The following is a 13,518-nucleotide window of genomic DNA, read 5'->3' as shown; positions in this document are numbered from 1 at the left end:
ATTAAGCTTTATCCCCTAAGGTAATTCTAAGCCTGTTTAATGCTCCCATGAGTGAAATACTAGCCGTTAACTCTACAATCTCTCTTTCACTGAAATACTCTGCTAAGTGAGCTTTTACAGTTTCAATTTTTTCAGATAGAAAAGTGACTGCTTCTGCAAGTTCGAGTGCAAGAAGTTGTTTCTTAGAAAAGATATTCGAATGTTTATAGCCCGGAATTTTATCAATAACTTCTTGGCTCATACCCATGTCTCTTAATTCCTGTGCATGAAAAGCACAGCAGTAAGCACAGCCGTTAATTTGTGACACATATAACTCAGCTAAAGCTATTAATTGTGGATCAATTCCAGAGCTTCGAATTGAGGCATGTGCAGAGTACAAATGATTAATCGTTTTTTTAGCAACTTCTTTATATTCCATAATATAGGCCAGCATTTGCGTGATAAAAATCTATTATTTATCACTAGGTATAGATTGTAAATTAGGCACTATTTTGTTATATAGGTATATTTTTTATACCTATATAATCAATGAAAGATAATATTTCTGGCTGTTCTGTAGAAGAAGCAATGACTGTATTGGGTGGTCGTTGGAGAATGTTAATTATTTCATTTCTCATCGAACGACCTATGCGTTTCAATGAGTTAAGACGTGCCATTCCTAATATTTCTCAAAGAATGTTAACTTTGGAATTGCGTTTTCTCGAAGAGGAAGGATTTATTAATAGGGAAGTTTTTGCGGAAGTTCCAGTTAAAGTTGAGTACTCTTTAACTGAAGATGGTAAGAAATTAAACGGCTTGGTTGAGGTGCTAAAAGAAGTAGGCACTTGGTTAAAAGCAAGATAGTTCAGCTATTTTTAGATTATGACGCCAGAAGAAGAAATTAAGTTAAAGAACAATATCTATAAAATTTTAGGCATAAAAAAAGCCTGATGCTACGAATCAGGCTTCAGTATTCATCGACAATAGGAGTTGATGAACAAGACCAATCTAACAGACCTGCTCTGTAAAGGCAAACTGAGGCTTGAATTGCTGAGTCAGCTAAAATTAAATTTTTCAAAATATACGCATTAAAAAAGCCCTTGCTTGAAAGCGAAGGGCTTAGTCATTCATTGATCTACCAATGAACTATATAAGGCTCATCTCATACTAAGAACAGTATAACTGGATTTAGGGGAGTAGTGAAGAAAACCTTTAAATAACTTACTTATTCTATTTGTACTTAATTTATTGAGGCATATAGCAAGTTACATCAATAGTAAACCAAGACACAAAACTTGCACTTTGTATTCTGGAGTGTGTGGTATTTGTGTGTAAGCCCCGATTAGATTGGCTTTGGGAACGAAGCAATAGCGGTTAAATGATTCAAATAACCTTTGGAGTGAACATTTTGAAGAATCAGGGCGGATGTAAGCAAGGAAGTAAATAAATATGAATTTGATTAGATTAGAAGAACTCTCATTGATGAGTAATGCGGTTTTGACACCTCAATTAAACAATTGGCCATGTATACAATCAGCAAATTTAGAAGATACTGATTGTCAAAAGCATAGAGACAGTTTTTCCGAACAATCTGATAAAAAATTTCATAAAGAATGGCGAAAACAACAAAAGAAAATACTTAAAAATATTCCGAGTAATGCAGTGTTACTCAGTATGAATGACTCTATTTAGTCTAGGCATCAAACAATTTTATAAAGACATAAATTACAAGGATGAGCTGTTAGCTAAATAACTTTACGTAGCTACACTTGTTAGTCATAACTTCTTCTAGAGATACTGAAAATATTAATAAATAACGAATATGTAAGGTAAGACGGGCAAATAGAAAATAACAAAAAAGGCACTTCTGTAGAGGTAATTTATGGTTAATCTTCACCAGAAATCACTTTTTGATGTTCTGACTCAACATCAGGCTTATCTATATCGAGCATCCTCAAGATCGGTCAATGAGCTTCTTAATTTATTTAATTCCGAAACGGTTAACATGCTTACCAAGTTAAGTAATTTGTTAGATGGACTAAATGAAAAGGAAAAAACAGCGCTAGCAGGTGGGCTTTACTCAACAGCTCCATTAAAAGAGATACGTGCACTAATTTCTCAATGGTTTAATGTAACGAATGATGCACTCATTGATACGTTTACCGTCTCTGCTGTGGCATTGGCTGTCTACGAAGCCAGATATATGTCAAAAATTTTTGGTGGTAAACATAAAGAGTTAAAAGGTGAACAGCTCTATAAAGCTGCTAAACGTGTTCCTTTAGCAGGTGGCGCATTGGTAGATGAGTTGCTCTTGAAAATTGTAGAGGTGGCACGTCAACGTGTCGAATATGCAATTCGGGATAGCCTTAATACTGGAGCCACAAATCAACAAATTATTCAAAGGATTCAGGGTACTAAACGCCTTAAATATGAAGATGGACTATTAAATAGCACAAAGGCAGATATTGAACGAACTGTACGTACAATTCGAAGCCATATATCCAATCAGGCCTATTTAAATAGCTATAAACAGTTAAAGTTTGAATATGTCAGATTTGTAAGTGTCCTTGATGGAAGAACCTCTAAAGTATGTGCTGCGCTTGATAGTAGTGTCTGGACCATCAATGATCCTACAAAGAAAGTTCCTCCTTTACATCCTCATTGCCGTAGCATTTTAATTCCAACACATGAAGATGGTCAGCTCGTTGGAAGTCGAGCTTTCATTATGGATGAAAGAAAATTTAAGGATATTCCTAAAAGTGAACGTGAACAATTAACTGGTCAATTAGATGCAAATACTTCTTTTAAAGAATTTTTTAAATTGACAGATGATTTCTTTCAAAAAGAGTGGCTAGGGCCTAAAAGGTATCAACTATATAAAGAAGGGGAATTCGATTTTGATAAATTTTTTGATCCAGAAGGGCGATTATATACACTTGAGGAGCTTAAAGAACTGGATGAGCGGGCTTTTAAAGCTTTGGGATTGTGATTGAGGACAACAGCATTTGGAATAGGTTTTTTATCTTAAATAACTTTTTTAGTTTTAACTAAATATACACACTTAAACAATTAGTTGAAAAAAGTTTCCATTATTTAGTCAGGTAGCATGTTAAGTTTTTCTCAATCATAAAAAGTTAAAAAGGATGAGAATATGAAATTTTCCTACCAAGATCTTGACGGAAATAATGTTGAAGTGGAATGTGAAAGTTATATCCATATCCCATCAGGAGCGGCTGTAAAATCTACAGAAGCCGGAAATTATCATATTACTGAAAATTTTAGCTTCTATAAAAAAATAGAAGCTGATTCTGTACCCATCTATCGATTTGCTATTGATCGCAATTCCAATGTGTTTAACAGTGATGAACTTCCCGCACTGGCTCAAATCGGCAAAGATTGGAAAAATTTAGACTAGTTTTCAATCCTTCTAAAGCCCTCACTCGAGGGTTTTAGACTAAATTTTAAATGAATTATTTCTTTTTAAATACAAGCATTAAGCCTATTAAAATTGCCATCATTCCAATTAAACCTGCCAATGGCAACTTATTTTTCAAAATTAGAAAATCTAAAATTGCAGTAACCACAGGGACTAAATAAAACAGGCTTGTAACATTTACAATATTACCCTGACTTAGAAGTCGGTAAAGTAAAAGTTGAGCAACTACAGAAATTAAAATTCCAAGAAATAACACCGAAATAATGAGTTGTGAATTCCACGTTATTTCAAAATGTTCAAACGGAACTATAAATAAGCAAACGACAAGACTGACTACATATTGGAGCGGTAAGATATCAGTTGGAGCTTGTTGAATATTCTTTTGCATGATGGCGCCAAAAGTTATACAGATCAGTGCAGCCAAGGCAAAGCATATACCGATTGGAGCGATAAAAGACATAGTCAGACTTTTCCACACTAAAAGGATGAGTCCGGCTAAAGCAATAAATAGCCCTAATAATCTTTCTTTTTGTAAATTCTTTTCTAGAAGACAAAGCGTCAAGATTGGCTGTATTCCCATGATTGTTGCCATTAAACCAGGAGTAACCCCGTGAGCCATCGCTTTGAAATAACAGATTGAATAACCTGCAATCATGAGCAATCCAGTCAGTAAAACTTGCTTTCGAGTTCCGTGCTTGGGTAAGAACCTTTTTCTGAAAATCGCAAGTAACAACAGAACAATCAAAGCGATAGAAAATCTTAGAATTAATAATGCTATGGGTGAGGCATTATCGAGTCCCCATCGAGTAAAAATCGCGGCACTTCCCCAAAGTAAAACGAAAATAGATGTCGCACTTTGTGATGCGAGCAGCTGGTTATTTAGGCGCATAAAACCTCCTCCTAGTGCGTAATATCTAAGAAATACGAAGTGATAAAATGATTTGTAAGTAAAGTGATTAAAGGTTTATTTAGTCATTAAGCAATTCATGGATAACTTCTTTAAGAAAAATGAATTGGTTTAACTTCTTCTAATTTCAGTATGAGAGAGACAACAAATAAAGAAAAGCGCATAATTCTTTTATATACTATTTGAAAATCGAATAGATAAATCCTCATGAATTTAAAAAACCTACAGATCGATTGGTTAAAGTGTTTTGTCACCGTAGTAGATACAGGCTCACTATCGAATGCAGCCCCTGAGTTATACCGCTCACAGTCTGCTGTTAGCATGCAATTGAAAAAACTAGAAGAAGCGCTACATTGCCAACTTTTAATACGAACACATCGACAAATTGAATTAACGTCGCAAGGACAGCTACTTTTAGGTTATGCACGTCGTATTCTTGACTTGCATGCTGAAGCTCAAATGGCATTTCACGGAGATGAACTGAAAGGGCGTATACGTCTTGGGGTGCCCGATGATTATGCAGCGAAATATTTAACGCCCGTACTGAAGCGTTTTGCGCCACGTTATGGAGGAGTTGAAATCGAGTTGATCTGTGAGCAATCTACTTCGTTAATACCGCGGGTAGAAAGTGGTGATATAGATTTGGCATTAATCTCAAGAGATAACGCTCGTCAAGGCACACTTTTATTTCATGAACCGATGGTGTGGGTAGGCTCTCCACAGTTTGAACTTTGGCGAGAAGACCCACTGCCAATTGCAGTTTATGAAAGTACCAGCCAAGCCAAAAAGAGTGCGATTAATTCCTTAGCATTACAAGGACGCCGTTATCGTGTGGTATATAACAGTTCAAGCTTAGCAGGCCAAATTGCAGCAGTTGAAAGTGGTTTAGCAATTGCTGTGTTCACACAGTGTAGTGCACCCCAGCATTTAACGATATTGGGGGCTGATCATGGCCTTGGACCTTTAGAACCGATGGAGGCTGCTGTCTATCGAAGTAGGGCATCTTTAGAGTCAAAAGCTGTAGATCACTTATATGACTTACTCATCAAAACACTTCGGCATTCGGTTAATGTTTGATTTTAACATTTTGGGGAACTACTTATATTTGTTTGCACATTTTGTTTTGAAATTTAAGATATATCTAAATAGCTTTACATTTTTGCGTTAAATCTACAAAAAAGCCTAGAAACCTATGCTGATCGTAAAACTAATAAAAAGTATTTATTAACTCATTAATCTAAACAATTCATGAGGTGAAACATGACAAAAATTATAGCGTCCTTAGGTTTAGCTGCTTTTATTGCTTTAAGTGTGAGCGCTTGCCAAGGTGAAAACGACACAAACCAGCAAGATAAAACCACGACTCCACATTCAATGGATAAGGATTCATAACCTAGTTAAATCACTACAGCCCGTCGTAAGATGGGTTTTTTTATATCTTTTATTCTTGTTCTAAAGTGTGATTTGTAACTCAAAAAATTTATTTTTAATGGCGCTGTTCAAAATATGTTGACTAGTACACTAGGTTTTAAATATATTTAAATTCGAAACTCATTATTTTAAATAGAACTCTATATTTAAAATAACTTGTTTAAATATCATCAGTTCAGAAATTTAACCTTTAAATTTGATTATAAAAATATAAATGAATCAAGGAGGTGGGTATGGATGCTAAATTTCACTCTGAAAATGAATATGGTTTTATATTAAATATATTGAATCATTATATCGTGATAAAAAAGTCATTAAAAGATGACCATTATCCTTATGATTCATTTGGTTATCTTCTTGCTCTTTATCAGCCGCTAAAAGTCTATATTCCCCAACTTCCACACCCGAAAATTTATATTGAGATTGGTGGAATTTCTTATGACAGAATAATTGTTATGCAAACAGAAGACGAGACAGAAGCCATGAATGTTTTAATGGATTTAGGACAGCTGGTTGTTTAAAAATTAAATGATTTTTTAAATGAGTTCAATTTACTTACGGACACTTTTTCTTGAGTAAATTGAACAAAAAACTTTAAGTGAAAAATAGAGTTAAACAGTAGAACTCATAAAATTATTCTGTGTTTTAATTTATCTTTTTAAACAAAGCCTCTAATAAGATACAAAAAACCACAAAAGCTAAATCTATAACTTTAGAAGAATTTGTTTATATAACTAAGACTATTATAAAACAGGTAATTGTAATGAAAAAAATACTTTTAACAGCATTGGCTGGATGTGCTTTATTAGGTAGTAATGCTGTGATGGCTAAACCAGATGCTGCTTTATTAAAAGAAGCGACAAAAAATGTAGTCACAGTATCTAAAATAAAAACTTTGGCTGATGAAGCTGGGGTAACTTTAACAGGAACCATTGTAAAGCATATTGCTGGTGATCATTTTGAGCTCAAAGATGCAACAGGTTCCATCATTATTGATATCGATGATGATTTATGGAAGCCTTTACAGTTAAAAGCAGGAGATAAAGTCCGTGTGGTTGGAGAGGTAGATAAGCATAGAGTTAAACCTACCGATATTGAAGTTTTTCAGATTAAACGAGTTAAATAAAACAGTTTAATTTGCATAAATTGTGTTCAGGTTATTAAAAAGAAAACTCCTACTTTTAGGAGTTTTCTTTTAAAGGCAATAACTTTCTATTATTGGGTCGCATTAAATGCCTCATGGTATGCAACATTCGCTTTTGGAATATTGCCAGAGAAAGTTAGAGCTTGAAAATACTCACTCGGTACATCAGGCAGAATTAGCTCAGGATAATTTTTAAAACCAAATCGGCTGTAATAGCTTGGATCACCTAATAAAACACATCCTTGTGCTCCGAGTTGTTTTAACTTTTCCAATGATTTATTCATGAGGAGTGAGCCAATACCACGGCCTTGTTTAGCGGGGTAAACAGAAATAGGACCTAAACCATACCAACCTATTTCACCTGAACTCATTTGAACGGGTGAAATGGCAACATGGCCAATAATAGAGCCATCTTCAATTGCCACTAGAGAAATAGTGAGTTGACCGTGAGTTCTTAAACTATTAACAATAAAATGTTCGGTATGACTTGTGTGCTCAGCATTTTCAAAAGCTGCTTTTGTTAGTTTCTCTATCGCTTCAATATCTTTATCTTGCTCATCACGAATAATAATATTCATTAAAAAACTCTTCCAGATTTATTGATTAGCTATACGGCTTAACAGTTAGATAAGTTCTCTTTATTGGTTTTTGTCGAAATATCCATAAAAGAAATTTAAATATCTATTTAGATTTTAGTCTAAGTAATTCAATTATGATAGCTAACTCATATAAGCCTTATTTTTATTATTTTACCAAACGTTAAATTGTTTTTAACTTTATTTGTACCATTCGTCAGAAAAATTAGATAACTATTTCAAATGATTATTACTATAAATTGATAGAGTTATCTAAATTAATTTTGTTTAGTAAATATACTGATTGATAAAAAAGGCAACTTGGCTATATTCCATACATATATTGCAAAATCAGCAATATATTTCTAGGATGGAATAAAAATGAAAAAAAGAGTAATAAAAATAGCAATAGTGAGCTCATTATCTGTAATCACAAGCATGAGTTATGCGGAAGGATTTAAAAGATTCTCTGTATCTGCTGGATGGTTACATGTAATGCCACAAGGTAAAGCTAACCCGTTTAATATTAATACTGCTGTTAAAAATGGGTCCGTAGCCAAAGTCGGTACTATCTCAACCACAAGCTTTTTAAACTCAATTGATCCCAATGCTACTATGACTGATATGGGAGGACAGGTTTGGAATTTAAAAGAATCCCTGACTGAGTTTTTAGCTCAACCCGAAATCCAAGATCAACTTACAGACGGTAAAGGGAATATTCTAGCTGATGTTGCTGGTACAGCCCGAATTGAGGGATTGGAAAGCTGGCAGCAGCAAGATGCGGGATTAGAAGTTGATGATGTAGACACATTGGGCTTAACATTTAACTATTATCTAAATGATAATGTGTCTTTACAATTTATTGGCGGAATTCCACCTAAAGTTGATGTAAAAGGCAAAGGTGAAATCTTAGCACCATTAAGTGGAGTCGCCATGTCTCCTAACGGGCTAGTTCAATATCTTTTCCCTGATGGTTTTACTCTAGGTCAAGCGATTCCAATTACTAACTTGGGAAATAAATCTAAAGCCGCATCTATTCGAGCATGGACACCAACGATAGAAGCGCAATATCAATTTGGTAGAAGCGGAGTAAATAAGTTTAGACCTTATATTGGTGCGGGCTTAATGTATGCTCATTTTAATGATATTAAACTTAATGATGGAATTCACTCTGATTTAGTCTCCGCAGGTCATATGATTCAAAATGTCTTAGATGGTAAAGCTGGAGCGGCTTTAGATCGAAAAGAGTCGAGCGGAAAAATGGTGGTTAATGTCGATACAGATGATGCAATAGCCCCTATTTTTACTGCTGGTTTTACCTATGATTTTAATGAGTCATGGTATACGGTTGCTTCAGTATCTTATGCAAAACTAAACAACAAAGCACAAATTGATGTAGTTAATCAAAATACGGGCACTCGCTTAATACATGCAACAACAAAAGTGGATATTGATCCGCTGATTACCTATTTAGGGGTAGGGTATAGATTCTAAGTTTTAAAAAAGGTATCTCAAAATTAATAATATTAAATTTTTGAGATACCTTATTTGTTACTATTTATAAAAAACAACTATTACTTATTAAAATCATACATAAAGTAAAATTCTATAAAACTATTTTTAATATAATAATTTAAAAATATTTTTGAGGGTTGGAAATTGAAAAAAATCATTAAAACTTTATTCTTAACAACATTAATCTCAATGATTTCATTTACTATTTATGCAAAAAATATTGAGCAAAAAGTTAATTTTTTACAAGGTTCACCCCATACTAATTTAACTGGAAAATTTCAGGGCTATGATGATGTGCGGTATAGAATTTATGCAAAAAAAGGTCAAATATTAAAATTTGATATTAATAGCCTTGGTAATTTAGCCTACGTTAATATTTTTGCACCCGGAACAAAGCCTGGTAAAGATACAGCATTATTGATTGGCTCAACAGTAGGTTTTAAAGGAGAGCTAATTTTACCAGCCGATGGTGATTATATTATTCAAGTTTATCAAATGCGTAATAGTGCCCGTAAAAATAAAACTGTGAAATATAATTTAGACCTTGAACTTTTAAATAAAGTAAAATAAGAATTGATAAAATTTACTAGCTCTCAAATGAGAACTAGTAAATTTGCACAATAGTCTGAAAAAACTATTCGGCTAATATAAATGACTCAGTTATACCGCAATTTTCTACAAACAATGGGTCGTGTGAAATGAGTAATACGGCGCCTTCATAACTCTGAATTGCATGAGCGAGTAACTCCCTAGATTCAATATCTAAGTGATTTTCGGGTTCATCTAATAACAGGAGTTCAGGTGTAGGTTTTATCTGACTAAGGGCCAATAAAGCTACTTTTAGTTTTTCACCACCACTTAGCTGAGACAGTAGTTGTGTACCTTTATCACCGCGGATTCGGAGTTGACCTAATAAATTCCGCCACTCAACCTCTGAAAGTTCATTATTCAGTTGAGTTAGATTGTTAATCACCGTCATTTCATCACATAAAAAACTAAAGTTCTGGTCGAGATAGAAACACCCTACAGATAAGTGGATGCTGTCAGATGGCTGTTTGTTTTGTTCATAAATTGCTTTAAGCAAAGTTGACTTTCCAATGCCATTTTGTCCAGTTATGTGAATTTTTTGAGCAGCTTGTACAGCGAGATCAATGGGCCTTTGAGTTCCATGTTTCAGTTTAAGTTTTTTAATACGAAGAATTTCACCTGATTTCTTCTGAAAAGTTGGGAATACAAACTGTTGAGGTTTGACGGTTTCAAGAAGCATTTTCTTGTCTTTTAATTCATTTTGACTGTTCGAAATTTGTCGTTGATGTTGAGACTGTAGAGCGGCGATACTTTGGCCTGCTTGTTCCTTTTTAAAGTCGAGCAAAATTTTGGCTTGAGAATTTGATTCTCTTAATTTATTACCAGCACGCTCACGTTTTTGAGCTTTCATTAATACATCATGCTGCTTTTGCTTCATGTGTTTAACTTCACGTTGGTTTTGTTGAATGGATTGCTCCAGAGCAGCAATATTTAACTGATATTGCTCATAAAATTTTTCATAGTTTCCTGTGGTGTGATGTAGTCCATGTTCATTTAAATGATAAATATGGTCTACTTCATTTAATAATGTCCGATCATGGCTAATAATCAGTCCACCTGCTGGGTGTTTTTTCAAATGATTAATTAACCATTGCCTAGATTCCTGATCTAGATGATTGCTAGGCTCATCAAGTAATAGATAGTGATCTGTTTTTAGAAATAAACAGCTTAAAGCTAACTTGGTTTTTTGACCTTCACTTAAATTTTTAACTGGAAAATCTAAATCTGTTGGTAAACCAGCATTTTCTAATAGGGTATTCCATAAGGTGGGTAAGTCCCATTTACCTTCCAATAAATCATAATCTTCAAAGCTAGCATCACCTTGTTCGACTCTTTTAAAAGCCTGATAAATATCTAAGATATTTAATGCTTCGGCAATGGTCAGCGCCGTCAAACGATGTAATTGAGGTAAATATGCATGCTTCACATGCCAAGATATTTGGCCAGAAATAAAAATTGAATCTGCTGCAAGCGTCTCATTTAACATTTGCATAAGCAAAGATTTACCTTGGCCATTACGACCAATTAGTGCAGATACCTGATTTGATTCAAGACTAAAATTTAGATGCTTAAACATTACCTTTGAAGGGAATTCTAAGGTAAGTTGCGATATTACACATGCCTGCTGAGTCATAAAGAACCTCATAAATACAGGATGTACAAAATAGGATAATAATAATTTTTAAGAGAGACGGTAAATCACAAAAATAGTCTATTTTGCACATCAAAGAAAGAAAAAATTGATGAGAAAAAAGACTTACTTCATTGGCGTGACTCACGAAATTTGGGGGAAGAATGAACTATTCTATAGAGGTTTTAGGTAAGTGTAAAATTTCTCGAAGTTATTCTGTTAAAAAGCCCAATCATTAGATTGGGCTGTTGTCTTTCTAGAGTTTTACTCTTTTACGACTAAAACTTGAATTTTAGTGCTATTTAAAACATCTTGAGCAAAACTACCTAATATTAGTTTTTGGAAGCCTTTACGACCATGTGAACCGATCACAATCAAATCAGAACCTAAGTCTTCTACAGCTTTCAAAATACCATCTGAAGAAATTTCACCTTGGATAATTTGAGTCTCTGCATCAATACCTTCTTCTGCACATAAAGCTTTTACTTTAACGAGAGTCTTTTCTGCATTGGCACGTGCTTCAACAAAATAATCTTTTACAACAGGTGAGATGTAATAAAAATCTACGCCACTAAAAGGGTCTACCGCAACCAAACTAATGGCGGTCAATTTACTACCAAATGCCTTTGCAATGTGGGCTGCCTGTCTAGCTGCTGCTAAAGAAATTTCAGAACCATCTACTGGTACAATAATATGTTGATAATTCATGATGTTATTCCTCTTATTTACAGTTATTATATGTATGAAGCTTTTATTAATTAAAGATTAACATATTTCATTCTTTGGAGACATCTATTCAATTGAAAGTAATTGAAATTAAACAAAAACAATATAAATAATTATTTTGAATTAATTTTCTGCTTCACTGTAAATGGGTGACCACACTAGAGAAGTAAATCTTTAATATTTACATGAAAATTACAAAAAATTACTATTCATATTTCTGTCACATAGAACCCGTATAACAAAATAGTAAATTTAGGGGGAGAAAGGAAGATGGCAGATTTAACAGCAAAGAAAGTAAATAAACTCATTGAAGAGTTTCGTCAAACAGGTAAAGAACCCCAAAAATTAATCATTGGCTACAAAACTTATGCCAGACTCATGACGGAAGATAAATTTGCAGAAAAAGTTGTTCCTTCACTCGAAGATTCAAAAGAACGTTTATATAAAAATTTAAAAATTAAACTTGTAACTGAAAAACATTACTTTGAAATTCGTTAAAAATTATGTGAACTGCATCACTGGTTATTAAAATAAAGTAACACTAATTAAGTTTAATAACGTGATTATTGTATGATGATACAAATTAATAGTGTAATCAACATTTGAAAACAGCAATCGTTTATAAACTCGATAAAATAAATTGCTTTTATTTTAAGTAGTGGAATAAATTGAAATGCCAACATTCAGCGTAATTATATTCTATATATTAGCTATATTAGGTGCTATAGCTATTATTTGTGGACTATTCAGTTTAAGTGTTTTTTTAATTGTCATTGGGTTAGGTGTATTATTTGCAGCATTACTATTAAAAAATGAGTTTAAAATAGATATTTTATTTTGGGAATAAATATAATATTTATCTTTAATTTAATTTTCATCGACTAGAAAAAGTATTTCACTATAACTGACATAAAAAGTGTCAGTTTTAAAAATATTAAATTAAGATTTATTTTGATCAAAATAATTACAATAAAATATAAAAGTAGAAAATATTAAAGTTATTTAAGTATTTAAAACTAAAAAAGTTTCCTTTAGGATAAAAGTAAAATTGTAAGAACGTTTTGATCTATTAAACAATAACAAAGTGAGGTGAGCATGTCTTATAAGTATGAGTATGCAGGGTTCTGGTTAAGATTTGGTGCAATGATTATTGATAGTCTGATTCTTTTTTTAGCAATTATTCCAGCGGCATGGATTTTTTATCGGGGAGATTATGACTTGGTTTTTGCTACTGGCTTAAGTAGTCAGCCACAAAATTATTTGTTCGATCTTATTGTGAACTATGCATTTCCTTTCTTGTATTCAGTTTTATGTTGGTTGTATTTTGCGGGAACACCTGGCAAACGTTTAATGCGATTAAAAGTTTTAGATGAAAAAACAGGCAATAAGCTCACTGTTATGCAAAGTATTATTCGCTACATTGGCTATATTCCATCAATTTTAGTGTTTGGCATTGGCCTTTTCTGGGTTGCATTTGATTCTAAAAAACAAGGCTGGCATGACAAAATGGCAAAAACAGTCGTAGTCAGAGAGCTATAAGAATTATGGCAAAGGCGTTCATAGCATTGAAAATAGCACGCTATGAAC

Annotated in this window: 18 protein-coding genes and 1 pseudogene; 14 read left to right on the top strand and 5 right to left on the bottom strand. The window is 33.3% G+C overall.

Annotated elements, in window-relative coordinates; genetic code table 11:
• Position 1: 1 nt before the first annotated feature.
• On the bottom strand, positions 2 to 418 hold the full coding sequence (locus KTI78_RS04695) for a carboxymuconolactone decarboxylase family protein (protein ID WP_262445350.1): 417 nt from the start codon (positions 416 to 418) through the stop codon (positions 2 to 4).
• Between the two features lie 110 nt (positions 419 to 528).
• Here KTI78_RS04695 and KTI78_RS04690 point away from each other — a divergent pair, with 110 nt between their 5' ends.
• The 4 genes from KTI78_RS04690 to KTI78_RS04675 all read left to right on the top strand — a co-directional run bounded on the left by KTI78_RS04690 (position 529) and on the right by KTI78_RS04675 (position 3,394).
• Positions 529 to 843 (top strand): winged helix-turn-helix transcriptional regulator, encoded by a 315-nt coding sequence (locus tag KTI78_RS04690; protein ID WP_016140643.1) that lies wholly within the window; start codon positions 529 to 531, stop codon positions 841 to 843.
• 585 nt (positions 844 to 1,428) lie between these two features.
• Positions 1,429 to 1,671 (top strand): hypothetical protein, encoded by a 243-nt coding sequence (locus tag KTI78_RS04685; protein ID WP_239975304.1) that lies wholly within the window; start codon positions 1,429 to 1,431, stop codon positions 1,669 to 1,671.
• A 190-nt stretch (positions 1,672 to 1,861) separates the two neighbouring features.
• A complete protein-coding gene (locus tag KTI78_RS04680; protein ID WP_262445349.1) occupies positions 1,862 to 2,968 on the top strand; it encodes a minor capsid protein in 1,107 nt (368 codons plus the stop codon).
• A 162-nt stretch (positions 2,969 to 3,130) separates the two neighbouring features.
• Positions 3,131 to 3,394 (top strand): hypothetical protein, encoded by a 264-nt coding sequence (locus tag KTI78_RS04675; RefSeq protein WP_016140646.1) that lies wholly within the window; start codon positions 3,131 to 3,133, stop codon positions 3,392 to 3,394.
• A gap of 55 nt (positions 3,395 to 3,449) precedes the next feature.
• Here the strand turns inward: KTI78_RS04675 and KTI78_RS04670 are convergent, their stop codons facing one another.
• Complete coding sequence (locus tag KTI78_RS04670; RefSeq protein WP_224991280.1) at positions 3,450 to 4,304, bottom strand: DMT family transporter; 855 nt, start codon at positions 4,302 to 4,304, stop codon at positions 3,450 to 3,452.
• A gap of 225 nt (positions 4,305 to 4,529) precedes the next feature.
• On the opposite strand from KTI78_RS04670, the gene KTI78_RS04665 reads away from it, so the two are divergent.
• The 4 genes from KTI78_RS04665 to KTI78_RS04650 all read left to right on the top strand — a co-directional run bounded on the left by KTI78_RS04665 (position 4,530) and on the right by KTI78_RS04650 (position 6,879).
• Complete coding sequence (locus KTI78_RS04665) at positions 4,530 to 5,399, top strand: LysR family transcriptional regulator (protein ID WP_224991279.1); 870 nt, start codon at positions 4,530 to 4,532, stop codon at positions 5,397 to 5,399.
• 183 nt (positions 5,400 to 5,582) lie between these two features.
• Positions 5,583 to 5,714 (top strand): hypothetical protein, encoded by a 132-nt coding sequence (locus KTI78_RS04660; protein ID WP_032054042.1) that lies wholly within the window; start codon positions 5,583 to 5,585, stop codon positions 5,712 to 5,714.
• Between the two features lie 272 nt (positions 5,715 to 5,986).
• The gene (locus KTI78_RS04655; protein ID WP_224991278.1) at positions 5,987 to 6,274 is read left to right on the top strand and encodes a hypothetical protein; all 288 of its coding nucleotides are present in this window, start codon (positions 5,987 to 5,989) and stop codon (positions 6,272 to 6,274) included.
• A 242-nt stretch (positions 6,275 to 6,516) separates the two neighbouring features.
• Complete coding sequence (locus tag KTI78_RS04650) at positions 6,517 to 6,879, top strand: NirD/YgiW/YdeI family stress tolerance protein (RefSeq protein ID WP_262445347.1); 363 nt, start codon at positions 6,517 to 6,519, stop codon at positions 6,877 to 6,879.
• 89 nt (positions 6,880 to 6,968) lie between these two features.
• Here KTI78_RS04650 and KTI78_RS04645 read toward each other — a convergent pair whose 3' ends face one another.
• Positions 6,969 to 7,475 carry a GNAT family N-acetyltransferase gene (locus tag KTI78_RS04645; RefSeq protein WP_262445346.1) on the bottom strand — a complete coding sequence of 169 codons (507 nt, stop codon included), beginning with the start codon at positions 7,473 to 7,475 and terminating at the stop codon, positions 6,969 to 6,971.
• Positions 7,476 to 7,853: 378 nt separating this feature from the next.
• Here KTI78_RS04645 and KTI78_RS04640 point away from each other — a divergent pair, with 378 nt between their 5' ends.
• From KTI78_RS04640 to KTI78_RS04630, 3 genes and pseudogenes are all read left to right on the top strand, one after another.
• Positions 7,854 to 8,966, top strand: coding sequence for an OmpW/AlkL family protein (locus KTI78_RS04640; RefSeq protein ID WP_262445345.1), 1,113 nt, complete (start codon positions 7,854 to 7,856; stop codon positions 8,964 to 8,966).
• A gap of 44 nt (positions 8,967 to 9,010) precedes the next feature.
• A pseudogene (locus KTI78_RS04635) lies at positions 9,011 to 9,109 on the top strand (hypothetical protein); the annotation flags it as partial.
• A gap of 22 nt (positions 9,110 to 9,131) precedes the next feature.
• Entirely contained in the window at positions 9,132 to 9,557 is a 426-nt protein-coding gene (locus KTI78_RS04630) for a DNA breaking-rejoining protein (RefSeq protein ID WP_262445344.1), read from the top strand.
• Between the two features lie 64 nt (positions 9,558 to 9,621).
• Here the strand turns inward: KTI78_RS04630 and KTI78_RS04625 are convergent, their stop codons facing one another.
• Both KTI78_RS04625 and KTI78_RS04620 read right to left on the bottom strand, forming a co-directional pair.
• Positions 9,622 to 11,208 (bottom strand): ATP-binding cassette domain-containing protein, encoded by a 1,587-nt coding sequence (locus KTI78_RS04625; RefSeq protein ID WP_262445342.1) that lies wholly within the window; start codon positions 11,206 to 11,208, stop codon positions 9,622 to 9,624.
• 261 nt (positions 11,209 to 11,469) lie between these two features.
• Positions 11,470 to 11,913, bottom strand: coding sequence for a universal stress protein (locus KTI78_RS04620; protein WP_262445341.1), 444 nt, complete (start codon positions 11,911 to 11,913; stop codon positions 11,470 to 11,472).
• Positions 11,914 to 12,201: 288 nt separating this feature from the next.
• Between KTI78_RS04620 and KTI78_RS04615 the strand changes: the two genes are divergently transcribed.
• The 3 genes from KTI78_RS04615 to KTI78_RS04605 all read left to right on the top strand — a co-directional run bounded on the left by KTI78_RS04615 (position 12,202) and on the right by KTI78_RS04605 (position 13,470).
• Entirely contained in the window at positions 12,202 to 12,429 is a 228-nt protein-coding gene (locus KTI78_RS04615; protein WP_224991271.1) for a hypothetical protein, read from the top strand.
• A gap of 175 nt (positions 12,430 to 12,604) precedes the next feature.
• Positions 12,605 to 12,778 (top strand): hypothetical protein, encoded by a 174-nt coding sequence (locus tag KTI78_RS04610; protein ID WP_016140660.1) that lies wholly within the window; start codon positions 12,605 to 12,607, stop codon positions 12,776 to 12,778.
• A 248-nt stretch (positions 12,779 to 13,026) separates the two neighbouring features.
• Positions 13,027 to 13,470 (top strand): RDD family protein, encoded by a 444-nt coding sequence (locus tag KTI78_RS04605; RefSeq protein WP_016140661.1) that lies wholly within the window; start codon positions 13,027 to 13,029, stop codon positions 13,468 to 13,470.
• Positions 13,471 to 13,518 lie beyond the last annotated feature (48 nt).

The organism is Acinetobacter sp. WU_MDCI_Abxe161 (assembly GCF_025514355.1).
Lineage (GTDB): Bacteria > Pseudomonadota > Gammaproteobacteria > Pseudomonadales > Moraxellaceae > Acinetobacter > Acinetobacter pittii_E.
This window is presented reverse-complemented; position numbering and strand designations above follow the sequence as displayed.